The organism is Bacillus sp. 3255 (assembly GCF_031456485.1).
Lineage (GTDB): Bacteria > Bacillota > Bacilli > Paenibacillales > NBRC-103111 > Paenibacillus_E.
Window position 1 is genome coordinate 161,033 of sequence record NZ_JAVDUS010000009.1, and the last position, 25,547, is coordinate 186,579.

Sequence of the window (25,547 nt, forward strand, 5' to 3'; positions counted from 1 at the left end):
AATAAAAGGAAAAACTCCCGCTATTCCTATGCCGTATAGGCTTTGGGGAGGAATAACAGGAATTACTCCCGTTAAAATGGCGAAGAACGCCCTTTTGCGGCCATTTTGCTCTGAATTAACAGGAGATTATACAGTTATCCTACTCGCATCGGCTCTATTCAGTGGATTTAACAGGAGAAAATCCCGTTAAAATGGCGAAGAATGCCTTCTTGCGGCCATTTTGTTCTCAGCGGGCAAGCTGCAGCGCACAAGACAGATTTTGACCTGTACAAGTTCGGGCCTGTCCAAAGCAAGGATTGTCGCTATGCTGCCGTTCCGCAGCGTCCTATGATGAGTTCACAGGGGCAATGTGGATCCCGAACTAACCGAAACCGAAAGAGGTGCTTAGCGATGATAGAGTCTTCCAGAGCCCAACCCCGCCTGACGGCGGCGGCAGTTCCCAAGCAAGGCTATTGGTTCCGCCTGCGGGACCGCATGCTGCAGCATAAATACATCTATATGCTAGCGCTGCCAGGCATCCTTTATTTTATCCTGTTCAAGTTTGTGCCCTTGTGGGGATTGCTGCTTGCCTTTAAGGATTACAATCCTTACAGCGGTTTCTGGGGCAGCGAATGGGTTGGGCTGAATCATTTCATCCAGCTCTTTGGTGACAGCAATTTCTATGTGATGTTGAGGAACACATTCGCGATCAATATTTTCGGTCTTGTCTTCATGTTTCCGCTGCCGATAATTTTGGCCCTGATGCTCAATGAAGTGCGGCACGAGACCTTTAAGCGGATAAATCAGTCCATCGTATATCTGCCTCATTTTCTGTCCTGGGTCGTCGTAGCCAGCATGACGTTCTTCATTCTCTCGACGGATGTCGGCATCATTAACAAGCTGATCACGGAGTCCGGCGGCGAGAGCATTGCGTTCTTATCGAACCCGAACTACTTCTGGTGGTTAATCACGGCGCAAAACATGTGGAAAGAAGCAGGCTGGGGGACGATCATTTTCTTGGCTGCCATGGCGGGAGTCGATCCGCAGCGCTATGAGGCGGCCGTCGTAGACGGAGCGAACCGGTGGAGACAGATTTGGCACGTTACGCTGCCGGCCATCCGCCCAACGATCCTGATCCTGCTTATTCTGCGGCTCGGACAAATGGCGGACGTAGGCTTCGAGCAGATTCTGCTCATGATCAATCCGCTCGTCATCTCCATGGCGGAGGTATTCGATACGTATGCGTATACCCAAGGGATACTCAAGGGGCAGATCAGCGCCGGGGTTACGGTAGGCATGTTCAAGGGCGTGGTCGGGTTCGTACTGGTCATGACCTCCAACTATATCGTGAAAAAACTCGGACACGATGGAATCTATTAACAAGGAGGAGCTGATATGAGCTTTATTGCACGAAAAAAGAAGCTGGAGCTGTTCGACTATGTCAACTACACGCTCCTTGCCTTGATTTCACTAATATGCGTATTCCCGTTTTTCTACGTATTCAGCGTTTCATTCACAGATCCGGAGGCTTATGTGCCGTTAGAATTTTATATATTCCCGGAGAAGTGGTCACTGTCCGCCTACAAATACATTTTGTCGACCGACAGCTTCCTGAATGCGCTGAAGAGCACGACATTTATTACCATCGTCGGTACCGTTTTGAACCTGGCCGTCTCGTTTTCTCTCGCTTATGCACTGACCAAGAAAGCGTTGCCTGGCCGCGGACTGATGCTGAGCGGGGTCATCTTCACGCTCGTGTTCAGTGCGGGAATCGTCCCGAGCTACTTGTTGATCAAACAACTGGGCATGCTGAATTCCTACTCGGCGCTGATCTGGCCGTCGCTGACGAATGCGTGGAGCTTGCTGGTCATCAAAAGCTTCATGGACTCGCTTCCTACCGAGCTTGAGGATGCGGCCAAGATCGACGGCTGCTCCGACCTGGGAGTGTTCCTGCGCATTGTGATTCCATTATCCCTGCCGGCTATTGCGGCTTTCACTTTGTTTTTCGCCGTTTCTCATTGGAATACTTATTTCAACGCACTCATTTACATTTCCGATTCGAAGAAATGGACCTTGCAGGTGCTCATTAAGACGCTCGTAATCGATTCAGACACCATCGGCGTCGGGCAATCCGGGGGGGATGACAGGCTGGTGCCGCAAGAGACGATCCGCATGGCCTCGATCATGTTGGCGATGGCGCCGATTCTGGTTGTGTATCCGTTCCTGCAAAAGCATTTTGCCAAGGGAGTGATGCTGGGCTCGGTTAAGGGGTAGTGTACGTCCGAAACTCAAATACAGCGGTTACCGGTTCAGGCATGCTGACGTGACCCAATTCAGGAGGAAGCTATGAGTGTAGATCGCAAGGAATGGTGGCAAAGGCCGCTGCGCGTTATCCAACCGAACCTGCAGGTGCGGGATACCAGGTTGATAGATCCGGAACAGCTGGCAGAGCAGATGAAGAGCATGGGAGCGAACACGATTGTTTTTAATGTTGGAGGCATCTATGCCTGGTACCCGACACAAGTGCCTTTCCATACGGTAAATGAGCATTTGCCCGCCACGTTCGACCTGCTTCAAGCGGTGATCGCGGAGTGCCATAAGCGGGATATTCGCTTCGTTGCCCGGTTCGACTTCAGTAAGACCGAGGATTCGGCTTACCTGAGCCATCCCGAATGGTTCGCGCGTCAAGCCAGCGGTGAGCCGCTGACCGTCGGGGCTATGAGGCCGGGCAATTGGTCGCTGTTGATGTCGACTTGCATTAACAGCGCTTACCGCAGCGAAGCGGTGGCCATCCCTGTGCTGGACGAGGTACTGAGGGGTTATGACGTGGACGGCATATTCTTTAATGCGCCGGGGTATGTGACTTGCTATTGCGACGGCTGCCGCAGGAAGTACCGGTCCGTCTACGGCAGAGAACTGCCGCAGGACGCCAAGGAGTTCGCTCCCGAGTGGGCATCGACCTGCATGAGAGACAACATGGACCGTTTGTATGCCTTCATGAAGGCGACCCGCCCGGAGGTCCCGATGATCCTGTACTATAACTTGTACAAGGACAATTTATTTGACCGTGCGCAAACGACGGATATGCTCTGTACGGAGCCGCAGGACATCTTGTCGCTCGGGCATCGACACATCCCCGAGTTCTGGAAGCCCGCGCTGAGCATCAAGCTGGGCCGGTCGCTGCCTGAACGCCCGGCACCGTTCGGCATCGTGCACTCCAGCCCGGGGATGGATTGGCGCCATACGGGGTTGCCTCCGGCCGAATACCGCTTCTGGCTGTCGCAAATTCCGGCTCATGGCGGAAGCATCTGGCATTCGCTCACGGGCATTCCGGAAACGATTACGGACAAGCGCATTCTGGAGGTTGTAACCGAGTTCAATCGGAACGCGGCCAAGGTAGAGTCCTACATGGAAGACGCGCAAACGGTAGCGCAGGTGGCTCTGATGTGGACGGCCGATGCTTCGGCAGAGGGCTGGGCCGACGGGCTGATCGCCCGGCAAATCTTATTCGATGTGCTGCTGCAGGAGCAGGCGACGCCGGAGAGACTGCTGCAGTACAAGGCGCTCGTGATTCCCGAGGGCATGACCTATACGGAGGAATTCCTTGGGGCAGTCACGGCTTATGTGCAGGCAGGAGGCCATATTCTCGTCGAGGGGGCGATCCCGGAGCGGAAGGAGCTGCAGTCCCTGCTGGGCATATCGCAGGAGATGCACAGCAGCGAATATTTGAAGGCATCGTATTTAAGATTCGAAGGCGCAGGCAATCCGCTGCAGAAGGGCTTGGAGCAAACGGAGCTCATCGCGCACCGGGGCAAGGTCGTATACACCCGGCCTGCAGACGCGGGGACCGAGGTATTGGCGACGCTGGTGCCGCCGTTCTCGCCGATGGAAAGCGTAGGCGCGCCGCCGGAGCGGGCGTCGCTGGCTGTCAGCCACACCGACATTCCGCTTGCGCTGCTAGCCGCCTCCGGTCAAGGCCGAGCCTTGTACTTCCCGTTCTCGCTCAGCCATCTCATCAATGAGTTCAAGCTGGATGAGCATTACCAGCTGCTGGCGAATAGCATCGATTTGGCGCTAGGCGAGGAGAAGCTGCTGGAGACGAGCCACTATCAAGGGCTGCAGGTGACGGCGTTCAAGAAGGACGACAACCTGCTTGTCCATCTGGTCAACGGGGCCGGCAGACGGCCGCTTTCGACCCACCTGCCCCTATATGGCATTCACGCGAAGCTGCGGTTGAACGGCAGGAGCGTCAAGTCGGTGAGGCCGCTGATCGGGGAAGAACCTCTGGAATATTCCGTGAGCGAGGGAATGCTTCATGTGAGAGTGCCGGAGCTGCAGATCTGGGAATGCTTGCTCATCGAAACAAGCGAATCGTGATATGATCATGGGTAATAGTGTATCCACATCCACATGTACGAGTATGGACCTACAACAATCCTTAAGGGGGATGTAAATATGAAAGCACACAAGAAAAGTACGGCAGCCCTATCCTGTCTCGTGGCCTTATCTTTATTGGCGGGCTGTTCGGGAGCGAACGAAGCCGCTAACTCCGGAAAGACAAGCGGGACGAAGACTGATAACGGGCCGCTTACGATCAAAATTTTCGCCGGCTTGTATAACGAAGTGCCGGATATGAACAATGCCTATTGGACCGAGTGGCAGAAGCGCACGAACACGAAGCTTGACATCGAATGGGTCCCGGACGGCGATTTGAAGACGAAAGCGGATCTGCTGTTCGCCTCTGCGGACCTTCCCGAGGTGGTCGCCTCCCCGGATTCTACATGGCCGACCCTGCGCAGCGCGATCAAGAACGGCGCCTTCTGGGATCTGACTCCCTTCCTTGGGGATCTCAGCGAATATCCCAATCTGAAGAAGAATATGGCGCCGGACTGGCAGAAGTACTTATCCGTTGACGGCAAAATCTATGCCGTTCCGCGCTCCCGTTCCCGAATCGACAACGGCATCAAGATCCGCAAGGATTGGCTGGATAAGCTGAATATTCCTGTACCGACGACACTGGATGAGTATGCCGCCGCTCTGAAGAAGCTGATCGACAGCGACCCGGACGGCAACGGCAAGAAGGATACGCTGGGACTGATCGGCCATGGCGTTATCATCAGCGACGGTGACGATGCGTTTGCCGCCGGCTTCGGAGCTCTGGAGCCGACCTACAATAGCGAGGGCGGAATGATCGATAAGCGGCTGACTCCGCAGTATACGGAGATGGTAAACTGGTTCCGCGGCTTGTATACGGACGGTGTGCTTTCCAAGGAGTTCGCGGTCATGAAGAAGACGCAGGCGGAGGAGCTGTATAAGACCGGACGTGCGGCCTCCTACGCGCGAAGCGTATGGTGGGATAAGGAGTGGGAGGATTCGATCAGCAAGACGCAGCCGAACCCGAAGATTCTTAACCTGACCCTGAAGGGACCGAAGGACAATGCGATCGTTCTGTCGACAGGGGTATCCGGCGGCTACTATATCAGCAAGAAGGTGCCGGAAGCTAAAGTGAAGCAGCTGCTGAAATATTTTGACTTTACGGCTTCCGAGGAAATGACGGACTTTGGCTATTACGGCATCGAGGGCGTTCACCATAAGGTCGTCGGCGGGCAGAAGGTATTGACGGATCAGGGCGTGAAGGAAGTCAACACGACAAGCAAGGGCGCCGGTGTTCTGGCCTATGCGAAGTGGGGCAAGGTAGAGAGTGCTTCCGGGGACAAGGCGTACAACGATGCGAAGAAGAAGGAAGTCGAGCAGTACGATACGATCGGCAAGGTTGATCCGTTCCGCTACGTATACTCTCCGACCTTCAACAACATTTGGCCGAAGTACGAGAGCGAGTTTAAATCCATGGTGACGAAGGCGATCGTAGGCCAAATCTCTATGGACGAGTACAAAACGTATATCGAGAAGCTGAATAATATGCCGGAGATGAAGAAAGCGTTCTTGGAAAATACCGAGGCTTACAAGGAATTCCACAAGAAATAAGCGGCAAAGCAGAAGCGGTTACCAGGGGACTTCCTTGGTAACCGTATCACTATCCGAGAGGAGAGTCGGGACATGGCCTGGTGGGCGACGAATAAGCTGCGTTTGATTCAAAATAATTTGCGGGAGAGCGATGCGAATCTGGACGTGGATGCGTTGCTATTGAAGCTGAAAGAGTTATCTGCGAACGTGCTGATGATGAATGCGGGAGGGATCGTGGCTTTTTATCCGACGGAGCTTGAGTACCATTACCGGGCTGCCGGACAGAGCAAGGATTTGCTCCAAGAGGCTGTGGAGAAAGCGCATGCCAACGGGATGAAATTCATCGCGCGGTTCGATTTCAGCAAGGCGCACGAATCGATCTATCAGAAGCGGCCGGAATGGTTCTACCGGACCAAGGAGGGCAGGGAGGTCAACTATCACGGGATTGTCCATACGTGCGTCAACGGCTACTACCAGCGGGAGTACGCACTCCGAATGATCGACGAGGTGCTTACCCGCTATGAGGTGGACGGCATCTTCTTCAACATGTTCGGGTATCAGACGAAGGATTACAGCGGCAAGCATTACGGCATCTGCTTCTGCGACAGCTGTCAGACCGGATTCAAGGCGTTCAGCGGCGGGCTGGCGCTGCCGGCGTCGGAAAGTCTGGACGACCCTGTATACCGGTTGTATAAGACGTTCCAAGAGGTGACGACGAAGCAAATTTTGGACCGCATTCATGCGCTTGTAAAAAGCAAGGATAGAGAGATCGCCATCTCCACTTATAACGAGTATAAGGTCGATATCGTCCGCAAGGAGTCGAATACGGACATCCACCGGCCGCAGCCCGTCTGGTTGTACTCTGCTTCGGAGAATGTGCAGTCGCTGGAGGACAGCTGGGGGGATAAGCTCGTCAGCAATTGCTGCATTAACGCGATTGATCTCGTTCATCGCTTCACGGGTGTCTCGAAGCATGAAATCAACATTCGCCTGAAGGAAGGGCTGGCCAGCGGATCGGGCCTGGACTTCTGCATCATCGGCGTGTTCGAGGATTATCCGGATCGGGAGAATTTGCCGGTTGTATCCAACGTTTTCCAGTATCATAAGGAGAACGAACGTTATTACGGACAGTTCCACTCCATGGCGGATGTGGCCTTGGTGAAGCCGGGAAGACCGGCGCAGAAGAACATGAAGGAATATTTCGGCTTGTACAAAATGCTGAAGGAGGAGCACATCCTCTTCGATGTCATTCATCAGAGCACACTCGCGGCGAATGGCGAGCGTCTCAAGAACTACCGGGCGATCCTCATCCCGGATACGGCCGGTTTCTCTTGCGAGGAGCTGGATGTATTGGAGAGGGCGCATGAGCAGGGCGTCGGACTGCTGGCTACGGGGGGAGCTTTCACCGAAGACGCGGAGGAGCGGGAGTTTCTGCGGCGCGTATTCGATGCAAGGGTAGAGGAGGTTCACCACTACTGCCAGGAGGCGGCCTACCTGTGGACGGAAGACAAGCAAATATTCTCGCGGTTTCCGGAGCGGGATTGGGTATTTCTTGACGGGCCGTTTTATCGCCTGCAGTCTGGAGCCCGAGTGAAATGCCAGCTTCCGCTCGTGGAGCCCTCGACCTACGGTCCGCCTGAGCGGGCGTTCGGACACCGCATCTCCGAGCGGACGGCGGGAGCGCTGATTGCCGCGAATTCGAAGGGAATCGCCGCAATCATTCCGTGGCAAGCCGGTACGCTGTATTACCAGCATGGCTTCGCCGACCACAAGCACGTGGTGCTTGACCTCTTGGAGCATGCGGCAGCGCAGCGTTGGAAGCTTGCTACGAATGCTCCTTCTTGTGTGGAGGTGTTCTTCCATCGGTTGGATAATAACACGTATGTGCTTCATCTGCTCAACCTTTCCGGCTTCAATGGGATCACGTATCACGAGGCGGTACCGGTGTACGGAATTGAGCTGTCTCTTCGCGGGGTGGGGCAATGCCGATGCGCCGAGGATTTGGTGACGAAATCGAAGGTTGATTATGGGAACGCGGATCAAGCGGTTACGCTTCGGCTCTCCGAGTTGAAAGACTTCGCTTCCCTGGTCATTCGGGTGTAAAATGAACGAGAGGGAGGAGCCGGTATAGCTGTGACCGGCCCCTCCTTTTGATGCCCTTGCATTGCGAGGACAGGGATCAGCTGCCAGGTATGGAAACAAGCCCTTGGCAGTTCGCCAAAGGCTTGTTGTTCATGCCTTACTTCCCGGTAATGACAATCTCCCACTCGTGGATTTCATAGCCTCTGGCGCCTTCGATGACGAACGGATCGTTCTCGGCATAAGACTTGGCTGCTTCTTCAGATTCGGCCATATAAATAACCAGACCGCCGCTGCCGTCTACGAAGCGGCCGTTAGCGAAGATTTTGCCTTCACTGCGCTTCTGCTCCAGGTAGTCGAGGTGCTGCGGGCGGAACGTCTGGCTCTTCTGAGCATCCAACGTAGGCAGGAAACATGCAAAGTATTTCATTGAGAATTCCCTCCGTTTAATTTCGTTTGTTGGAACACATACATCGCGGACATGTCCTTCTCGGCGAGGTCGGTTTGTTTAGCTTCACTTAGCAGCGTAAGCGCCTTGGCTCCCATCGGCAGCTCCAGATTCAGCTCGTCCGCCACCTGCTGCACCAAGGCGACATCCTTATGCAGCAGCTTCAGGGCAAAGCCTGCCTCGAACTGGTCCTTGGCGATGAAGCTGTTATAATGCCGGTCAAGAATTCGGCTCTGGGCGAAGCTGTTGCTCAAGATTTGCACCAGCGTATCCAGGTTTGCGCCCAACTGCTGTCCTAGCACCAGCGCTTCACTGGCGGCCTGGGTATGGATGCCGACCATCAGCTGGTTAATCAGCTTCACAACCGTGCCGCTGCCGACCTCACCGACATGGTAGATATGCTTGCCGAGAGCTTCGAACAGCGGCTTCACGGACTCGAACACTTCCGTCTTGCCGCCGACCATGATGCTGAGTGTAGCCGATACCGCGCCTGCCGTTCCTCCGCTGACAGGAGCATCCAGAAATTCCATCCCTTTGGCCTCAGCGGCAGCCGCGATTTTTTTGTTCAGGGCCGGGGATACGGTACTGAAATCAAGAAGCACGAGCCCAGGCCGTCCATGAGAGATGATGCCATGCTCTCCGAGGTACACTTGTTCCACATCTTGCGGCAAAGGGAGGCAGGTCATCAGCACGTCCATTTCTTGACTTAGGGATTGCAGAGAAAGACCCGTGCGCCCTCCGGCTTCGGCGAAGCGCTGCTCCGCCCCGGGACTCCGGTTCAAGCCGTACACCTCGCAGCCGGCCTTGATTAAATTGGTTGCCATCGGCAAGCCCATATTGCCGAGGCCGATAAAGCCTACTTTTGTCATTGTCGCAGCCTCCTGTCGTTATGTTAACAATCTGGCAATATTGCGTACGCGTTCATACAGATACGTCTCGGCGTTCTCCATACAAGCTTCAAGTGTCACTGGCCCGGGAACGATGGAGAAGGTGGCTCGAAAATGGTTCAGCAGCTGCTCCGATCCGGCACCCAAGCTGCCTGAGATGAGCAGCGCGGGGACTCCCGCGGCTTGGGCCAGCTCGGCAACGTGAATCGGCAGCTTGCCGTAGAGCGTTTGGTCATCGCTGCGGCCTTCGCCGGTGATGACCCAGTCCGCGCCTGCGATCCGCTCCGGCAGCTTAACGGCTTCCGCGAGCACCTTCGCGCCGGGCTTCAGCTTCGCGCCAAGCGCCAGCATGGCGAAGCCGAGTCCTCCGGCAGCTCCCGCTCCCGGCTGCAGGCTGAGCCCCGGCTGCTCCAGCTGCTCTTCAACCATAGCGGCATAGGCCTGCATGGCGGCTTCAAGCACTTGAAGCTGCTCCGGGGTCCCGCCTTTCTGGGGACCGAACACATAGGTCGCTCCGCTATCGCCGCAAAGCGGGCTCGTAACATCGCAGGCGACCTGGATGTCGCAGTCCTTCAAGCGGACGTCCAATCCCGCCAGATCGACTGTTCGTATATCCGACAGCGAAGCGCCGAAGCCGTCTGCCGGATTCCCGTTCGCATCCAAGAAGAGGCCGCCAAGCGCTTGGAGCATGCCTAATCCGCCATCGTTCGTTGCGCTTCCTCCCAGCCCGAGGATGAAGCGGCGGTGCCCCTGGTCCATGGCTGCTAGAAGGACCTCGCCGATGCCGCGCGAAGTTGTATGCATCGGGTTTCGCTGAGCGGGAGGAACCATGACCAAGCCGCATATGCTGGCTGCTTCCAGCACGGCCGTTCCTTCCGGCAGCAGCCCGAAGCGAACTTCGGCCCGTTCGCCCAGCGGTCCCGTTGCCGTTAAGGGAAAGAGATTGCCGCCAGTGGCAGCCACCAGCGTATCTACGGTCCCTTCCCCTCCGTCGGCGATTGGAATGACGGTTACGGCGGCGTGCGGGATTTCCCGCAGAATTGCTTTCTTCATGATAGTCCCCGCCTCCAAGGAGCTGAGACTGCCCTTGAAGGAGTCCGGGGCAATAATAACGTTCATGGCGGTGACTCCTTTCATTCGATTTATTTCTAATTATAGCTTCTAGTGGAAAGGAAAGTCTTTATGGATGGGATACAAAATGAAGGGAAGAAATCTGTTCCTTTTTGGTTATTGTGCAAAATACGATGGGATAAGCGAGGTGGGCGGGGATGCTGACACGCGATTTGGCTGAAGAAATCGTACAAGAAACGATGAGACGTTTAAATCGGAATATCAATATTATGGATGAGAACGGCTGCATTATCGCAAGCGGGGATGCTGTGCGGCTTGACACGCATCACGAAGCGGCGGCTGAGGTTATCCGTACAGGGCGGACACTGGTGATTACGCCGGACAACAAGGGGCAGTGGCGGGGAGTGAATGTCGGGGTGAATCTGCCCATCGTGTTCCAGAACCGAACGATCGGTGTAATTGGCGTCACGGGGGATCCGGAGGAAATTATGCCTTATGGGGAACTGGTGAAAATGATTACGGAAATGATGCTGAAGCAAAATTATTTGAAGCTTCAAACGGAGTGGCAGCAAATTACGATGGACATCGTCGTGGAGGAGCTTATTCGTACGGAAAACCCGAATCTCCAGAGCGCACTTCACCGGCTGGATACATTGGCTCTCCATATGCAGCCCCCTTATCAGCTGGCGGTTCTTTCATTGCCGAACCGAACCTCGCAAACGCACGCTCTGTTCCGTCTGGCGGAGTTCGTTCTGGCGAATACCCGGCTGGTAAGCAGCTTTCTCAATGTCCATACGTGGGTTATGATTTGTTATGACAGAGGGGAGGCCCGGGTACGGAGGGATATGGAGCGGTTACAGGACCAGTTCCAGAAGCAGGGGATTGAAGCGAAGATCGGCTTAAGCACCTCTGTGCAGACATTCGAGGACATTTCATATGCTTACCAAGAAGCCTGTGCGGCGCTTAAGCTTGGAGTGAAGCAGGGCAAGGGGATTACCGGCTATCTCGAGGTGGAGTCCCAAGCACTCCTTAGCGAAGTGCCCGCCAAGTCCAAGGCAAGGTTCGTGGAGAGGCTGTCGCCGAAGCTTCCTGATAAGCTGCTGGCCACGCTGCGCGTATTCCTCGAGTGCAACTTGAGCATTGCCAAAACAGCCGAGCGGCTGGAGATTCATCGCAATTCACTCGTCTATCGGTTGGCTCAGATCAAGGAAGTGACAGGTTATGACCCGCAGCTGTTTCAGGATGCCGTTTCACTGCAATTTCTAGTATGGCTTAAGGAAGGTCAATAGTGCTACGCTACTGAAGTAATAGCCGATCTCATAACTCTGCTAATATGGCCGGCAGCCGGATTGGTTTCTCAATAATAAGCAGAAGAAATTGTACGACCCCCACTAACGAAATGGCCACATTACGTTCGTATCCTATAGTGGGTGGGCTTCGATAATTTCAAGTTTTTGTTTCAGACTAACGATGCCTGGATGATTACGCGTAACACAATTTTGTACAACTTCGCTTTTATCGTCCTCGGCCTTGTTGCCGCCGTTACGCTCGCGATCTGTCTGGTCGAGCTAACGAGCAGACGACTGTCCAGGATGTATCAAACGGCGATGCTCATGCCTTATTTTTTATCCTGGATTATCGTAAGCTACTTCGTTTTCAGTTTTCTGAGCTCTAGCAAAGGCTTGCTGAATCAGCTTATGAGATGGTTAGGGTTGGAATCCATATACTGGTATAACGAACCGAAATACTGGCCGTATCTATTCATTATCATTTATTTATGGAAATTTGTCGGATATAACAGTGTGATGTATTTGGCTGCCATTATGGGGATTGATCGTTCATTGTACGAAGCGGCCATGATTGACGGGGCCGGGAAATGGAAGCAAATTCTTCATATTACGCTCCCGCAGCTTTCCACACTGATGACGATTTTAACGCTGCTGGCCGTCGGAAAAATATTTTACGCCGATTTCGGGTTGTTTTATCAAGTACCGCGAAATTCCGGATTGTTGTATTCAACGACGAACGTTATCGATACATTCGTTTATAGAGGTTTGAAAACTACGGGCGAAATCGGTATGAGCACGGCGGCTGGATTCTACCAGTCGGTTGTTGGTTTTGTGCTTGTCTTGTTGTCCAATAACGTCGTCCGCAAGTTGAACAAAGACAACGCGTTGTTCTAGGGAGGAGGAGATCGTATGAATTCGAAGCCGATGAACATCCGCAGCGTTCATCAAGTATCGCCAGGGGTTAATATTTTATTGCATGTATTGGCTGCTATAATTGCCACTGCTTGCGTGTTCCCCTTCCTTTTCGTCATCATTCTTTCCTTCTCGGATGAGCTCACGTTGGCTCGCAACGGCTATCGGATTTGGCCGGGCAAGTGGAGTTTGGAAGCATACCGCTATATTATCCAAACAGGCGAAGCGCTGCTTCGGTCTTATGGCGTTACGATCTTCGTTACCGTCACAGGTACGCTGATCGGCGTGGCGATGACTACGCTTTATGCTTACGCGATAAGCCGCAGCAACTTTGCTTATCGCCGTTTTTTCAGCTTTTTCGCCGTTTTCACGCTGCTGTTCAATGGCGGCATGGTCCCGACGTTTATCGTCGTTACGCAGCTGCATCATTTGCAAAACACCGTCTGGGCGCTGATTTGGCCGATGGCGGTCAACGCCTTCAACATTTTAATTATGCGCACCTATTTCAGCACAATGGTGCCTGGAGCGATTATCGAATCGGGCAAAATCGACGGAGCGGGTGAATTTCAGATGCTAAGCCTGCTTGTGCTGCCGTTGTCTATGCCGGGGCTTGCGACGATCGCTTTATTCACGACACTCGCTTACTGGAACGACTGGTTTCATGCATTGCTTTATATTGAAGATCCCGAACTCGTACCGCTTCAATCGATGCTGATGCGAATTGAGACAAGCATGCAATTCATCGTGCAGAACGCTTCGAATTCTTCCATCAGTACGACGATTCTACAGAATATGCCTCAGGAAACGGCGAGAATGGCGCTGGTCGTATTGGCTACAGGGCCAATCGTTGTAGCGTATCCTTTTTTCCAACGCTATATCGTACAAGGTTTGACAATCGGAGCGGTCAAAGAATAACGCGCAATGGACGATTAATACGATGCAGGGAGCCGTTCACCATGAACTGCTCCCTGTTTCCATTCGGACTCTCATCCAAGGCTGCGCACATTGCGGCTATTTGTATGTACGTCACGCTATTTGAATAAACACATATTTTTGACGAAAAACACATGTGAATTTACGGGAAGTGCCAATATAATGGAGACTATCTCCCGACGGTTTTTTATATTGACATTTCGCATACAAATGTATACAGTGAAATTAAGTTTGATGTATACATTTGTATACGAAAAGGAGCGTGTGTATCCGTGAAGGATCCAGATGGCCGTATGAAAGGCGATAAGCATCGGGGTGGAGGCCATAAGGGGCGGCACCATCACCATGGTGCGCAAACTTTCCGCCGAGGCCGGGCACTCGAGTTTCTTGAACGGCTGAAAGTGAATCGTGCCACGATCAAGCAGCAGCTCGATGCGGCGGAGTTTCAAGAAATCAGGCCGATACTGCTTGGCGAATTAAAGGCAATTGAGAGTGTTATTGATCAGTATACGCAGCATTTTGAAATTCGAGAAATCGAAGGCGAAGAGGGTCAAGCTGAGGAAGAGGAAGGAAACCAATAGCCATGTGGGGATTAAGAGCCTATATCAAGCCGTATTGGAAGTTTATGATACTGGGGCCGCTTTTCATGATCTTTGAGGTGTTTTTTGATTTGCTGCAGCCTCGCTTAGCTGCACATATTGTGAACTTCGGGGTCGTCGAGCGCGACTTCGGCGTCATCGAACGCACAGGAATCACGATGTTTGTGGTGACGCTGCTGTCGCTCATCACAGGCGTAGGGTGCAACCTGTTTGCAAGCCGCGCTTCCCAGAATTTCGGAGCGGATATTCGTGAGGCTCTATTCACGAAAATCCAGTCCTTCTCGTTCGAGAACATGGATACGTTCAAGGCGGGATCGCTCATTACGCGCATGACGAACGACGTCGTTCAAGTGCAGAACTTGATGCAAATCATGCTCCAAGGTTTAGTCCGCTCGCCGAGCCTGCTCATTGGCAGCGTAGTGATGGCGATGCTGATGAATATGCGTTTGGGGCTAATTCTGCTGGGGACATTAATCGTCCTGAGCGCGGTCCTCTTCGTGCTCATTCGTTATTCCTCCCCGCTGTTTGCGAGTGTGCAAGCGAAGCTCGATGCCGTCAATACGAGAATTCAGGAAAATTTGGCGGGCATTCGGGTTGTGAAAGCTTTCGTCCGATCGGATTATGAGACGGAGCAATTTCAAGAGGTTAATGGCGCATATACGCATATTTCGATCAAAGCGGCGCGGTTCATCGCGCTGAATTCACCGATCGTGACGCTGATTATGAATGGCTGCCTGGTTATTATTTTGCTCTACGGCGGCAATCTGGTGTGGAACAGCTCTGTTCGGGTCGGCGATTTGGTCGCTTTCGTCAACTATGTGGCTCAGGTGCTCGCCTCCTTGCTGATGGTCAGCGGGCTGCTGATGAACGTCTCCCAAGCCAATGTGTCCGCTCGCCGGATTCAAGATGTATTGAAGACACAGCCGCGTATTGAGAGCGTGGAACAAGAAGACGTCACGTCGATTCCAGCGAAGCAAGTGACATTCCGCGATGTCTCGTTTTCCTACTCGGGGACGCCGGACGCCAAGAGCCTGGTGCTGCAGGGCATTCATTTGGAAGCCAAGCAAGGGGAAACCGTCGCCATCATTGGAGCGACAGGGTCAGGTAAATCTTCGCTCGTCCAATTAATCCCGAGGCTGTACGACGTGACGTCCGGTGCCATTGAGGTCGACGGACGGGATATCCGCGACATTCCGCTGAAAGCGCTGCGGAGCAGCATCGGCATGATCATGCAGGAATCGCTGTTGTTTACCGGCTCGATCCGGGATAACATCGCCTTCGGCAAGCCTGGCGCGACGCAGGAGGAGATTGAAGCAGCTGCGACAATCGCGCAGGCGCACGAGTTCATCGCGAAGCTGCCAAGCGGATACGACACGATGCTCGGGCAGAAGGGCGTTAACTTGTCCGGCGGGCAGAAGCAGCGCATCTCTATCGCGCGGGCGCTGCTCGTGAAGCCGTCGATTCTCATCATGGACGACAGTACAAGCGCATTGGATCTTGCAACCGAGAAGCGCCTGCGCACGGCGCTGAAGAAGCTGACTCAAGACAGTATCACCTTCTTGATCGCGCAGCGAATTTCGTCGGTCACGGAAGCCCAGAAGATCGTGGTCATCGATGAGGGGGCTATTGTGGGCAGCGGATCCCACGAGAAGCTGCTTGCCACGTGCGGAGTTTATCAGGATATATACAGATCGCAATTCGGCAGAGAGGAGGCGTCCGACTATGGCTATCGGTCAACCATCCGAACCTACACCAGTGAATAACGCGCGGGCGAATTTCGAACAAATGGGCTTCCGCCAAGGGCAGGGGCCGCATCATGGAGCGGTTCCCAAGGTGAGGTCCCACAACACCAAGGGCACATTGCTGCGGATTTGGGGTTATTTGAAGCAGCAGCGCCGGGCGTTGTGGATCGTTATTGCATGCACGGCGTTAACATCCGTTTTCATGCTGTTAGGTCCTTATTACATCGGTAAAATCATCGATGAATACATTGTACCGCAACATTTGGACGGTTTGGCTCAAATGGGCTTCGTTTTGCTTGGCGTCTATGTGTTGGGGGCCGTATTCACCTGGATTCAGCAGTACGTGGCCTCCAGCCTCTCGCAGAACACCGTTCAAGCGATGCGCCAGGACTTGTTCGAGCAGTATCAGCGGCTGCCGCTTCCGTTTTTCGATCAGCGGCGCCACGGCGAGCTGATGAGCCGTGCCACGAACGATATGACGAACGTGTCCAATACGTTGAATCAGACGGTTGTGCAGCTGATTTCCAGCGTTTTGATGCTGGTGGGCAGCTTGGCGATGATGCTGAGCTTGAGCCTCTGGATGACATTGGTCACGGTATTGACCGTTCCGATCATCGCTTTTTTGACCAAAAAAATTACCAAGTACACCCGCCAATATTTCTCGGAACAACAGAAGCAGCTTGGCGAAGTGAACGGCTTCGTTCAAGAGAACATTGCGTGCCTCAAGGTGGTGAAGGTCTACGGCAGAGAAGCCAAGTCGATCGAGCAATTCCGCGAAATGAATGAGAACTTGCGCAGCATCGGCGTGAAAGCCCAAAGCTTGTCAGGGTCCATGGGACCGCTCATGAATTCAATGCGCAACTTAAGCTTCGTGGTGATTGCGGTGTTCGGGGGCATTTTTGCTTATCATGAGATCATTACGATAGGGATTATCGTCAGTTTTTTGAACTATGCCAACCAGTTTAGCCAGCCGATCAACCAGCTCGCCAACCAGTATAATTTGTTTCAAGCCGCTGTGGCAGGGGCCGAGCGAGTGTTCGAAGTGCTGGATATGGAGCCGGAAACGATGGTGGATGCTGCAGGCGCGCGGGTGAAACCCATTCAGGGCGAGGTTATATTTGATCGCGTGAATTTCGGCTATAAACCTGATGTGGCGGTGTTGAAACAGGTCTCGCTTCACGCCAAACCGGGTCAAATGATCGCGTTGGTTGGGCCGACGGGGGCGGGGAAGACGACAATCATGAATCTGTTGACGCGATTCTACGACATTCAGTCGGGGCGCATTCTCATCGATGGGGAAGATATTCAGCATATGAACAAATCGGCGCTGCGCCGGCAGATCGGCCTGGTGCTGCAGGATGCGTACGTCTTCTCCGGGACGATTCGGGACAATATTCGGTACGGCCGTCTGAACGCCACGGACCAAGAGGTGGAGAAGGCCGCATGGCTGGCGAATGCCGACGCGTTCATCCGGAAGCTGCCGGCCGGGTATGACACCTATCTGCATGCGGAGGGCAGCAATTTGAGCCAGGGACAGAGGCAGCTGCTGACCATCGCCCGCGCGGTCTTGGCGGATCCGTCCATCCTGATTCTGGACGAGGCGACGAGCAGTGTGGATACCCGCACCGAGCTTCACATCCAAGAGGCGATGAAAACTTTGATGAAAGGCCGAACGAGCTTCGTCATTGCCCATAGGCTCAGCACCATCCGCGAGGCGGATCGGATTCTCGTGATCAACGACGGCGAGATCAAGGAGCAGGGGACGCACGAGGAGCTGCTCACGTTGAACGGCTTTTACGCGGGATTGTATCAGCATCAGTTCGCACAAGGAGAGGCAGGCTAGCACGCATATAGACGAATGAAAGCACTCAGTCTGAGTGCTTTTTTCTATCGAAAAAAATCGAATAAGGCAGTTATTCGTCGAAGGACTAGTTCGTAAGACGGATTTTGGCGAGTCCAGAAAGGGGATGGATAGAATCGGTAGAAAAAGGTAAATGACAATTTATTTTACACTTGAAGAATGGAGGTAAGCGCATTGCTGTGTCGCCCCGTTCCAATTTTCATTCAGCTGTTGGCCGGCATGTTCCTGATTGCCGCTATGGCGATCGCTCTTACGAACTTGCTCAATTACAGAATGACATCGCAGATCGTCCTCAATCGAACCGCAAGCTATACCCAAGAATCCGTGGAGCAGTTATCCGCCAAAATTGATGTTCTCCTGCGTCAATATGATCAAGCTTCGCAGATGGTCGCGTTCGATGAGAAAGTGCTGACGGTATTAAAAGCGGCGCAGGGAGCCGAACCCTCGGCTTCGATGGAGCTGAACCGCTATTTGGCTGAAAAGATACGCTACATTGCAGGGGACATGCTCCTGCATATCTTCGATCTGAACGGACAGGCCTACTCTTCGAATGAATCGCTGCAGCTCTTCTGGCGGCAGGCGGACGATGTAGGTGCGGTAAGCTGGTACAGCAAAATGGAAGCGCTTGACGGACACATGCTATGGGTGTATGGACCCGCCTGGCGTGACGGGGAGATCCCGGCGATCATCGGGGCCCGCAAATTAATGGACCCGTCACGGCTAACGCCGATCGGGGATGTGTTCGTGGTGTTTCCGGTCGATAAAATCAATCGCATGATCGGCGAAATGGGCCAGCGCATCGAACGGAAGGTGCAGGTGATGGATTCCATCGGCAACATCGTGTATTCAACGGTCCCGCGCGAGATCGGCACCGCTGCGGATGTAGGACTCTTCAGCAAGTTCGGAATGAATGCCCAACCGTTCTTCGAGTGGAAGACAAGGGAAGACCAGCGCCAGGTACTCGTGACCTATGCCAAGTCTTCTTACAGCGGTTGGACGACAATTGCTTACTTCAAACCGGAGGCCGTCAACAGCGATGCTTCGCAAATCTGGACGCATGCCTTGATCACGATGGGCGCAGGCATCCTCATTGCCCTGGCGTTCGTGACCTATTTCACCTGGACGCTGACGAAGCCGATCCGGCTGCTGGCCGACGGGATGAACCGCTTGCGCAAGGAGGGGGTCAAACCGATCGACAAGCCCTTCGCCAGCCGCGAAATCACCCGCCTGTACGCCAATTACAACGCATTGGTCGAGGAACTGGAAGAGGTCGTGGAGCGGCTGTCCGAACAGCAGATCACCGCCCAGTGGGCTCAGCTGGTCGCGCTCAAAGCGCAGTTCCGGCCGCACTTTCTATACAATTCGCTGAATCTGATTTACTGGACTATTGAAGACGAACGGTCGGACCAGGCGCAGACCATGACGCTTGCACTCAGCGAACTGCTCCGATATAGCGTTCACCCTTCTACGGATCTCGTAAGACTGGGAGAAGACTTGGAACAGCTGGATCGTTACTTGCTCTTGCAGCGTGCGAGGTACGGCCAGAAATTCCAGGTGAGCATTGAGGTCGAGGAGGGACTGGAACAACAGCGTGTCATTCGGCTCATCCTGCAGCCGCTTGTCGAGAATGCTTTCCATCACGGCTTGGAGCAGCAAGCGGAGGGCGGCTGGCAGATCCGGGTGCGGATCTACCGGCATGACGGCATGATGGTGTGCTCGGTCGAAGATAACGGCGTAGGCATGACGCAAGAAGCGCTCAAGGCGTTGGAATTAAGCATCCATCAAGAGAACGGCTTCGAGAAGAAGGGAAGGGGGATCGGGCTGATCAACCTGCATAAGCAGCTGCAGGCGTTTTTCGGGCCGAATAGCGGTATCAGCCTCTCCATAAGCTCTATGGGCGGGCTGCAGGTCATGCTGCTGCTGCCGCTTCACGCCTCGGAGATGGTTCCGGTGCCGCCGATTCTTTCCAAAAGAGGGGGTGACGGCGCTGCTTAACGAACGCTTTGCGCTTGCTATTCGGTTCATGACGTTGCTCTTGAGTTTCCTTATGCTAACCTCATGCGTCCCTGTAACGGCTATGCCTAATATAGGCGAAAGCACGTCCAAGGTCGTTAAATTGCGGATATGGCTTTGGCCTGGCAGCGGACTGGAACGGCTCGTGAAAAAGTATACAGCGGAGCATCCTGAGGTGGATGTGGAAATCGTCACATTTCAAATTAATGATATTATGCCTGGACTCATGACGGCATTCGCAACTAAATCGGATACACCGGATCTGGTTCTGCTAGAAGCGTCGCAGCTGAATCAAGTAAAGCGCTTCCAAAGTAAATTTAACAATCTCTATGATTACGGTGATGAGAGGGAGCACTTCCTGGAGTGGAAATGGCGTCAAGGGGAAAGCAAGAATGGCGGCTTCCTCTTCGCGATGCCGGTCGATATCGGTCCGGTCGCCCTGGCGTACCGCCGTGATTTGTTCCAGGAGACGGGGCTTCCGACAGATCGGGAGGAGGTCGCCAAGCTGCTGGATAGCTGGGAACAATTGGAGCAGGCAGGCTTGCTCATCAAACAGAAGACGGGCGCTTACCTGTTCGATAATTTGGCCAACATGTTTATGAGCTACTTGAATCAGTTCGACGGTCATTATTTGACACCTATGGCAAGCGAACTCGATCCGCATGTGAAAGAGGCATGGGACCGTGCCGTCCATGTCCACAAGCTGGGGCTGAACGCGGGCGTTCAATCGCAATCCTCCGCTTGGGCGGAAGCCGCAGTAAAAGGCAAATTTGCCGTCGTTCTGGCACCTTCCTGGCTTCATGGGACATTTAAGAAAATTGCACCGGCGACTGCGGGTGTCTGGGACTTGACGCGGGCTCCCGGTCTGCCCTCGAATTGGTCGGGATCCTGTTTGGCCGTTCCCCAGACGAGCCGGAATCCGCAGGCGGCGTACGAGCTTGCACAGTGGTTGACGGCACCGCCTCAGCAGCTGGACAATTTCATCGGCAGCGGGAATTTCCCTTCTACGCCGGAATCTTACTCGTCGAGAGAGTTTCTGGAAGTGCGGGACCCTTTCTTCAACGAAGCGCCTGTCGGCCAAATTTATTCCTATACGGCACTTCGCTACCAAGCGGCGTATGATGATTTCGAATATGCCGGGATCGAACGTTTGATTAAGGACGGGCTGCGGCATGTTGAAGCCGAAGGGGCCGATCCGGAGCTCACGTGGAAGAACATCGTCCGCCAATTCGAAAAGATGCGAACAGAAAGGTGATGTGGATGTTTACAGTACTTGTAGTCGATGATGAAGCCAATGTGCGCCAGCCCGTATGCCGGACCCTCGCTCGCTTCGATGGGATCGGTGAGGTGCTGGATGCCTCGAACGGAGTTGAAGCGATGACCGTGCTTACGGAGCGGAATGTCCAGCTCCTCATTACAGATATCCGCATGCCGACGGCGGACGGCTTGCAATTGGCGCAATTCGCCCGGGAGCATTCTCCGGAGACCGATGTTTACGTATTGACGGGACATGCGGAGTTCGATTATGCGCAAAAGGCGATGGAGCACGGAGTAACGGCCTATTTGCTCAAGCCGTTGTCCAAGGCCAAGCTCCAGGAGGTGTACGCCGCCTCCTATGAGAAGCACCGCCGCCGGTTAGCCTCCGAACAAGTTAGCGTCATTCGGGAACGAGCGCTTCTGGAGAAGCGTCTGCACGATCTGCTCCAAGGCGTTCCGGTTCCAACCTTCGACGCAGGGTTAATTCCACCCTATGAGAAGGTGATGCTAGTATCCTTCTCAACGAAGGACTTAAGATCGCTGGGAGAAGCTTCCGTGCGCTATTTTATTCGGGAATGCGCGCACGAAGCATTCAGCCGTCTGGGAACGGCCGCCGTTTGTCTGGAAGACCGTCTTGTTACGGTGGTGCTCTTTGCAGAGAAGTGCGATCAGGCATCTTGGGAAAGGGAAGTGCAGGAGACGGCCAAATGGATGGCGGCGAAGCTGCGGATCGAGGTGAAGACGGGGTACGGGGGTACGACCAAAGACATCGGGGATCTCAGCTTGATGTATATTCGCAGCATGATGAGCCTGGGCTTCACCGAAATAACGCGCAAAGAAAGCGGCGGCGAATCGTTCCCGCCAATCATCCGGGCGCTGCTCGGGTATGTTCACAAGGAGTTTGCGGGAGCTGCGAACCTCTCTGATTTTGCCCAGCAGTACCAAATCAATGCGAATTATTTAAGCAATCTGTTTCACCAAGTAACCGGGATGACATACACTCAATACTTGACCCAGTACCGGCTGACGGAAGCCAAGAGATGGCTGCGGGAAACGAATTTGAAAGTGTACGAGGTGTGCGAGAAGGTGGGCTACAAGGATCCGGCCTATTTCAGCCGTATTTTCAAAACATGTGAAGGCGTAGCCCCGGGTGTCTATCGAGAACGTTGACGGAACTTACCTAATTTAAGTCCAAGAAATCGAAGATGTGTTACCTATACGGTACGGCTATCCCTGTTTATACTAAATGTAAGGGCTTTCTTGATAGGCTCGAAATTTGAAGGGAGCGTTTGTCGATGAAAAACGTATCAAAGGGTAAGGCCATAGGTATGCTAATGGCTTCCGTCCTCCTTCTTAGTGCTTGCAGCAGTGGCGGAGGAACGCCGGATGCAGTCAAAACGGATGCGAAAGCAAACGATGGCAAAAAAGTACAGCTGCAAATGTGGTTTTGGCAGGGGGCTTCATTCGAAAAAATCATCCCCGAGTTCAATCGCACACATCCGAACATCGAGATTATTCCGCAAATTTACAAATGGGAGGACGCTCATAAAAAGCTTCTGACCGCTATGTCCGCCGGATCGGGGGCTCCTGATATCGCGATGATCGACATTTCGCAGATGGACCAGTTCTTGAAATATCCGGATAAATTTAACGATCTGAATACATTTGGCGCCAAGGATTTGGCGAAAGATTACCTGGAATGGAAGTGGAACCAATCGAAGGTTGGCGATAAGCAGCTCGGGCTGCCTACGGACATCGGTCCTATGGTGCTTTATTACCGCCAGGATTTGTTCCAGCAAGCCGGATTGCCCTCAGAGCCGAACGATGTTGCGGCCAAAATCAAGACATGGGACGACTTCCTGGCTGCCGGCAAAACGCTTAAGGAGAAAACGGGCGCTGATATTTTGTCCAACCCTAATGAGTTATTCGGCGCTATCCGCGACCAAGGCGATGAATTGTACTTCGATAAGGACGATAAGCTAATCATCGAAACGAATCCGCAAGTGAAGAAAGCGCTGGATTATTTCAAGAAGGCTCGCGATATGGGGATCGCCGGCACTTATGACCAGAAAAATGCGCTGCAGGAATATTCCGCCGCCCTGAACTCCGGCAAAATCGCAACTTACATATCGGCGGCGTGGGGCCGTGGGCACGTCGAGACGCGCGCACCTGATACCAAAGGCAAATGGCGGGCGGCCAAAATCCCGGAAGGCACAGGCAACATGGGGGGATCGTTCCTCCTGATTCCGAAAGAGTCGAAATACGCGAAGGAAGCTTATACCGCCATCACATGGATGCTTTCTCCGCAGCAGCAGCTTGAAGTTTTCAAAATATCCGGTAATTTCCCGTCAACCCCTTCCATTTATGGGGATAAGGCTTTCACGGAGACAGGCTATGAATTCTGGGGCAACCAGAAATTAGGCGTGCTGTACTCCGAGGTGGCAAAGGACGTGAAGGTGCAGCGGAAAGGACCGAATTATCAAACGGTTGCGGATATCATAGGGGACGGCATGCAGGCCGTAGCGGTGGATAAAACGAAGGATCCCGATAAAGAGTTCTGGGCGCTTGTCGAGAAGGCCAAGACGAAGCTCAAAAATAAATAGCAGCCGGCAGGCGGCAAATCGGTTATGCCCGGCAGGGTGATAGGAGCCCATTTGCCGCCTTATGGGATACTCGAACAGGATTGGAGTGGAGCCGATGAACAAATTCAAAGCCCATCTGGCGCCCTACGTAATGATTTCTCCGTTTTATATTCTTTTTATCGTGTTCAGCCTGTTTCCCATCTTATTTTCGCTGTATCTGGCTTTTCATTCATGGGACGGGCTGGGACCGATGGAATTTGTAGGGTTCCGTAATTTCCGTAATTTGCTGACCGATGATCCGGAGTTCTGGAAGTCGGTAGGCAACACCTTCATCATTTGGTTTCTTTCCACCGTACCGCAGCTTTTCGCTGCACTGGTGATCGCATTTTTGCTTAACGCAGCTTTCATGCGGTTTAAGGACTTTTACCGGGCGGTTTATTTCCTCCCGAATATTACTTCGATCGTGGCCGTTGCGATTATTTTCGGCTCGTTCTTCGGCAGCCAATTCGGTCTTATCAACGGGCTGCTGCAGGCCGTAGGTCTGCCCCGGATCGAATGGATCAATGATCCGTTCTGGGTGAAGGTGGCCATCTCGCTCATGGTCATTTGGCGCTGGTCGGGTTATAATGCCATCATTTATTTGGCCGGTCTGCAGAGCATTCCGAATGATTTGTACGAGGCGGCTACCATTGATGGCGCCAGCCGGACGCAACAGTTCATCAGCATTACATTGCCGCTGCTGAGGCCGATCATCCTGTTCACCGTGATCCTCTCGACTATCGGCGGGATGCAGTTGTTCACGGAACCGCTGATCCTGGTCGGCAATACGGGCGGAGCGACCAAAGAAGGACTGACGCTTGTGCTTTACCTGTATAATCAAGCTTTCGGCAATCAAATGTTCGGATATGCTTCAGCCGTTGCATGGATGCTCTTCTTGATCATCGGCATCTTCTCATTCGTGAACTGGAAATTCGTCTCAAGAGGGGAGGGAGTCTGATGGTTGGGTCGTCTTCCAAAGTGTCCATCGGTCAAGTAATCACAGCAGCATCCGTGAAGAAGACAAGGGCGCCAGGCACCTTCTGGCTCCATTGCGCGATGGGGATCGGGGCGCTTCTCTCTCTATTCCCTTTCTACTGGCTGCTCGTCATGTCGACGGCGACGACTGCGGATATGTTCCGTTTCCCGCCTCGGCTTCTGCCAGGAGACCAATTGCTTGTGAATATTGGGAAGGTTCTCGATCATGTAGGTTTTTTCCGCTCCTTCGGCAACAGTCTCATCGTCGCAGGCGTACATACGCTGCTGGTTCTGTTTTTCTGCTCCTTAGCGGGGTTTGCCTTTGCCAAGTTTCAGTTTCCAGGCCAAGCGCCATTGTTTTTCTTTCTCTTGGCCACGATGATGGTGCCCCAGCAGCTGGGCTTAATCCCACAGTTCATTATTATGCAGAAGCTGGGCTGGATCAATGATTTGAAAGCACTCATCGTCCCAGGGGCGGCCAGTGCATTTGGGATCTTCTGGATGCGGCAGTATACGGCCTCCGTCGTGCACGACGAGCTTATCAATGCCGGCCGCATCGACGGCTGTAACTCCTTCAATCTGTACTGGCTGGTAGCGCTTCCTGTGCTGCGGCCCGCTCTGGCGACACTCGGAATCATTACCTTCCTAGGTTCGTGGAACGATTACTTGTGGCCGTTAGTCGTGATCTCGGTGCAGGAAAAGTTCACGATTCAGATGCTGATCGCTTCTATGAACGGTGTTTACAGCACGGATTACTCAATGGTCATGGCAGCTACCTTGATGGCTACTTTACCGCTTATAATTGTGTTCTCCTTGTTCAGCCGTCAGTTTATTGCCGGGCTCATGCAAGGGTCCGTGAAGGATTAACGGGTTCATGTCCAAGAGGAAGCAGCGGCCGTTGCACGAGAAGAACCTCC

General features: G+C 53.5%; 19 protein-coding genes and 1 pseudogene. 17 read left to right on the forward strand and 3 right to left on the reverse strand.

Annotation, left to right across the window (positions count from 1 at the left end):
* Positions 1–390: 390 nt before the first annotated feature.
* The 5 genes from J2X61_RS15590 (at position 391) to J2X61_RS15610 (ending at position 8,046) form a co-directional block, all read left to right on the forward strand.
* Positions 391–1,359, forward strand: a complete 969-nt coding sequence (locus J2X61_RS15590; RefSeq protein WP_310188929.1) for an ABC transporter permease — start codon at positions 391–393, stop codon at positions 1,357–1,359.
* 15 nt (positions 1,360–1,374) lie between these two features.
* Positions 1,375–2,253, forward strand: a complete 879-nt coding sequence (locus J2X61_RS15595; RefSeq protein WP_274467621.1) for a carbohydrate ABC transporter permease — start codon at positions 1,375–1,377, stop codon at positions 2,251–2,253.
* A 72-nt stretch (positions 2,254–2,325) separates the two neighbouring features.
* Positions 2,326–4,356, forward strand: coding sequence for an alpha-amylase family protein (locus J2X61_RS15600; RefSeq protein WP_274467622.1), 2,031 nt, complete (start codon positions 2,326–2,328; stop codon positions 4,354–4,356).
* Between the two features lie 78 nt (positions 4,357–4,434).
* Positions 4,435–5,964, forward strand: a complete 1,530-nt coding sequence (locus J2X61_RS15605) for a type 2 periplasmic-binding domain-containing protein (RefSeq protein ID WP_310188933.1) — start codon at positions 4,435–4,437, stop codon at positions 5,962–5,964.
* A 72-nt stretch (positions 5,965–6,036) separates the two neighbouring features.
* Positions 6,037–8,046 (forward strand): alpha-amylase family protein, encoded by a 2,010-nt coding sequence (locus J2X61_RS15610; RefSeq protein WP_310188936.1) that lies wholly within the window; start codon positions 6,037–6,039, stop codon positions 8,044–8,046.
* Positions 8,047–8,182: 136 nt separating this feature from the next.
* On the opposite strand, the gene J2X61_RS15615 is transcribed toward J2X61_RS15610, so the two are convergent.
* Genes J2X61_RS15615 through J2X61_RS15625 form a run of 3 tightly spaced genes read right to left on the reverse strand, consistent with a single transcriptional unit; the run spans position 8,183 to position 10,476 of the window.
* Entirely contained in the window at positions 8,183–8,452 is a 270-nt protein-coding gene (locus tag J2X61_RS15615; protein WP_310188939.1) for a YciI family protein, read from the reverse strand.
* Positions 8,449–9,339, reverse strand: coding sequence for an NAD(P)-dependent oxidoreductase (locus J2X61_RS15620; RefSeq protein ID WP_310188942.1), 891 nt, complete (start codon positions 9,337–9,339; stop codon positions 8,449–8,451). Before J2X61_RS15620 ends, J2X61_RS15615 begins: the two co-directional genes overlap by 4 nt.
* 18 nt (positions 9,340–9,357) lie before the next feature.
* A complete protein-coding gene (locus J2X61_RS15625; protein WP_310188945.1) occupies positions 9,358–10,476 on the reverse strand; it encodes a glycerate kinase family protein in 1,119 nt (372 codons plus the stop codon).
* Between the two features lie 149 nt (positions 10,477–10,625).
* Between J2X61_RS15625 and J2X61_RS15630 the strand changes: the two genes are divergently transcribed.
* The 12 genes and pseudogenes from J2X61_RS15630 (at position 10,626) to J2X61_RS15685 (ending at position 25,497) form a co-directional block, all read left to right on the forward strand.
* Positions 10,626–11,717, forward strand: a complete 1,092-nt coding sequence (locus J2X61_RS15630; protein ID WP_310188947.1) for a CdaR family transcriptional regulator — start codon at positions 10,626–10,628, stop codon at positions 11,715–11,717.
* 138 nt (positions 11,718–11,855) lie between these two features.
* Positions 11,856–12,611: pseudogene (locus tag J2X61_RS15635) on the forward strand (ABC transporter permease); the annotation flags it as partial.
* Between the two features lie 15 nt (positions 12,612–12,626).
* Positions 12,627–13,544 (forward strand): carbohydrate ABC transporter permease, encoded by a 918-nt coding sequence (locus J2X61_RS15640; protein WP_310188948.1) that lies wholly within the window; start codon positions 12,627–12,629, stop codon positions 13,542–13,544.
* Between the two features lie 290 nt (positions 13,545–13,834).
* Positions 13,835–14,143, forward strand: coding sequence for a hypothetical protein (locus J2X61_RS15645; RefSeq protein ID WP_274467643.1), 309 nt, complete (start codon positions 13,835–13,837; stop codon positions 14,141–14,143).
* A gap of 2 nt (positions 14,144–14,145) precedes the next feature.
* Positions 14,146–15,924 carry an ABC transporter ATP-binding protein gene (locus tag J2X61_RS15650; protein WP_310188951.1) on the forward strand — a complete coding sequence of 593 codons (1,779 nt, stop codon included), beginning with the start codon at positions 14,146–14,148 and terminating at the stop codon, positions 15,922–15,924.
* Positions 15,884–17,746 (forward strand): ABC transporter ATP-binding protein, encoded by a 1,863-nt coding sequence (locus J2X61_RS15655; RefSeq protein WP_310188953.1) that lies wholly within the window; start codon positions 15,884–15,886, stop codon positions 17,744–17,746. The genes J2X61_RS15650 and J2X61_RS15655 overlap by 41 nt, the downstream gene beginning before the upstream one ends.
* 192 nt (positions 17,747–17,938) lie before the next feature.
* Positions 17,939–19,759 (forward strand): cache domain-containing sensor histidine kinase, encoded by a 1,821-nt coding sequence (locus tag J2X61_RS15660; RefSeq protein WP_310188955.1) that lies wholly within the window; start codon positions 17,939–17,941, stop codon positions 19,757–19,759.
* A 52-nt stretch (positions 19,760–19,811) separates the two neighbouring features.
* Complete coding sequence (locus J2X61_RS15665; protein ID WP_310188957.1) at positions 19,812–21,032, forward strand: ABC transporter substrate-binding protein; 1,221 nt, start codon at positions 19,812–19,814, stop codon at positions 21,030–21,032.
* A gap of 5 nt (positions 21,033–21,037) precedes the next feature.
* Positions 21,038–22,204 carry a response regulator transcription factor gene (locus tag J2X61_RS15670; RefSeq protein WP_310188960.1) on the forward strand — a complete coding sequence of 389 codons (1,167 nt, stop codon included), beginning with the start codon at positions 21,038–21,040 and terminating at the stop codon, positions 22,202–22,204.
* Between the two features lie 125 nt (positions 22,205–22,329).
* Positions 22,330–23,637, forward strand: a complete 1,308-nt coding sequence (locus J2X61_RS15675) for an ABC transporter substrate-binding protein (protein WP_310188962.1) — start codon at positions 22,330–22,332, stop codon at positions 23,635–23,637.
* A gap of 94 nt (positions 23,638–23,731) precedes the next feature.
* On the forward strand, positions 23,732–24,613 hold the full coding sequence (locus J2X61_RS15680; protein WP_274467650.1) for a carbohydrate ABC transporter permease: 882 nt from the start codon (positions 23,732–23,734) through the stop codon (positions 24,611–24,613).
* A gap of 98 nt (positions 24,614–24,711) precedes the next feature.
* Positions 24,712–25,497: a carbohydrate ABC transporter permease gene (locus J2X61_RS15685; RefSeq protein ID WP_396135456.1), complete on the forward strand. Its 786-nt coding sequence runs from the start codon at positions 24,712–24,714 to the stop codon at positions 25,495–25,497.
* Positions 25,498–25,547: the final 50 nt, after the last annotated feature.

Excerpts from the sequence above, each read along its gene's own strand:
- J2X61_RS15630 (WP_310188947.1), top strand. The coding sequence starts at position 10,626 with ATGCTGACACGCGATTTGGCTGAAGAAATCGTACAAGAAACGATGAGA.
- J2X61_RS15665 (WP_310188957.1), top strand. The coding sequence starts at position 19,812 with ATGCTAACCTCATGCGTCCCTGTAACGGCTATGCCTAATATAGGCGAA.
- J2X61_RS15595 (WP_274467621.1), top strand. The coding sequence starts at position 1,375 with ATGAGCTTTATTGCACGAAAAAAGAAGCTGGAGCTGTTCGACTATGTC.
- J2X61_RS15640 (WP_310188948.1), top strand. The coding sequence starts at position 12,627 with ATGAATTCGAAGCCGATGAACATCCGCAGCGTTCATCAAGTATCGCCA.
- J2X61_RS15685 (WP_396135456.1), top strand. The coding sequence starts at position 24,712 with ATGGGGATCGGGGCGCTTCTCTCTCTATTCCCTTTCTACTGGCTGCTC.
- J2X61_RS15680 (WP_274467650.1), top strand. The coding sequence starts at position 23,732 with ATGAACAAATTCAAAGCCCATCTGGCGCCCTACGTAATGATTTCTCCG.
- J2X61_RS15650 (WP_310188951.1), top strand. The coding sequence starts at position 14,146 with ATGTGGGGATTAAGAGCCTATATCAAGCCGTATTGGAAGTTTATGATA.
- J2X61_RS15670 (WP_310188960.1), top strand. The coding sequence starts at position 21,038 with ATGTTTACAGTACTTGTAGTCGATGATGAAGCCAATGTGCGCCAGCCC.
- J2X61_RS15615 (WP_310188939.1), bottom strand. The coding sequence starts at position 8,452 with ATGAAATACTTTGCATGTTTCCTGCCTACGTTGGATGCTCAGAAGAGC.
- J2X61_RS15590 (WP_310188929.1), top strand. The coding sequence starts at position 391 with ATGATAGAGTCTTCCAGAGCCCAACCCCGCCTGACGGCGGCGGCAGTT.
- J2X61_RS15600 (WP_274467622.1), top strand. The coding sequence starts at position 2,326 with ATGAGTGTAGATCGCAAGGAATGGTGGCAAAGGCCGCTGCGCGTTATC.
- J2X61_RS15675 (WP_310188962.1), top strand. The coding sequence starts at position 22,330 with ATGAAAAACGTATCAAAGGGTAAGGCCATAGGTATGCTAATGGCTTCC.
- J2X61_RS15625 (WP_310188945.1), bottom strand. The coding sequence starts at position 10,476 with ATGAACGTTATTATTGCCCCGGACTCCTTCAAGGGCAGTCTCAGCTCC.
- J2X61_RS15620 (WP_310188942.1), bottom strand. The coding sequence starts at position 9,339 with ATGACAAAAGTAGGCTTTATCGGCCTCGGCAATATGGGCTTGCCGATG.
- J2X61_RS15655 (WP_310188953.1), top strand. The coding sequence starts at position 15,884 with ATGGCTATCGGTCAACCATCCGAACCTACACCAGTGAATAACGCGCGG.
- J2X61_RS15610 (WP_310188936.1), top strand. The coding sequence starts at position 6,037 with ATGGCCTGGTGGGCGACGAATAAGCTGCGTTTGATTCAAAATAATTTG.
- J2X61_RS15605 (WP_310188933.1), top strand. The coding sequence starts at position 4,435 with ATGAAAGCACACAAGAAAAGTACGGCAGCCCTATCCTGTCTCGTGGCC.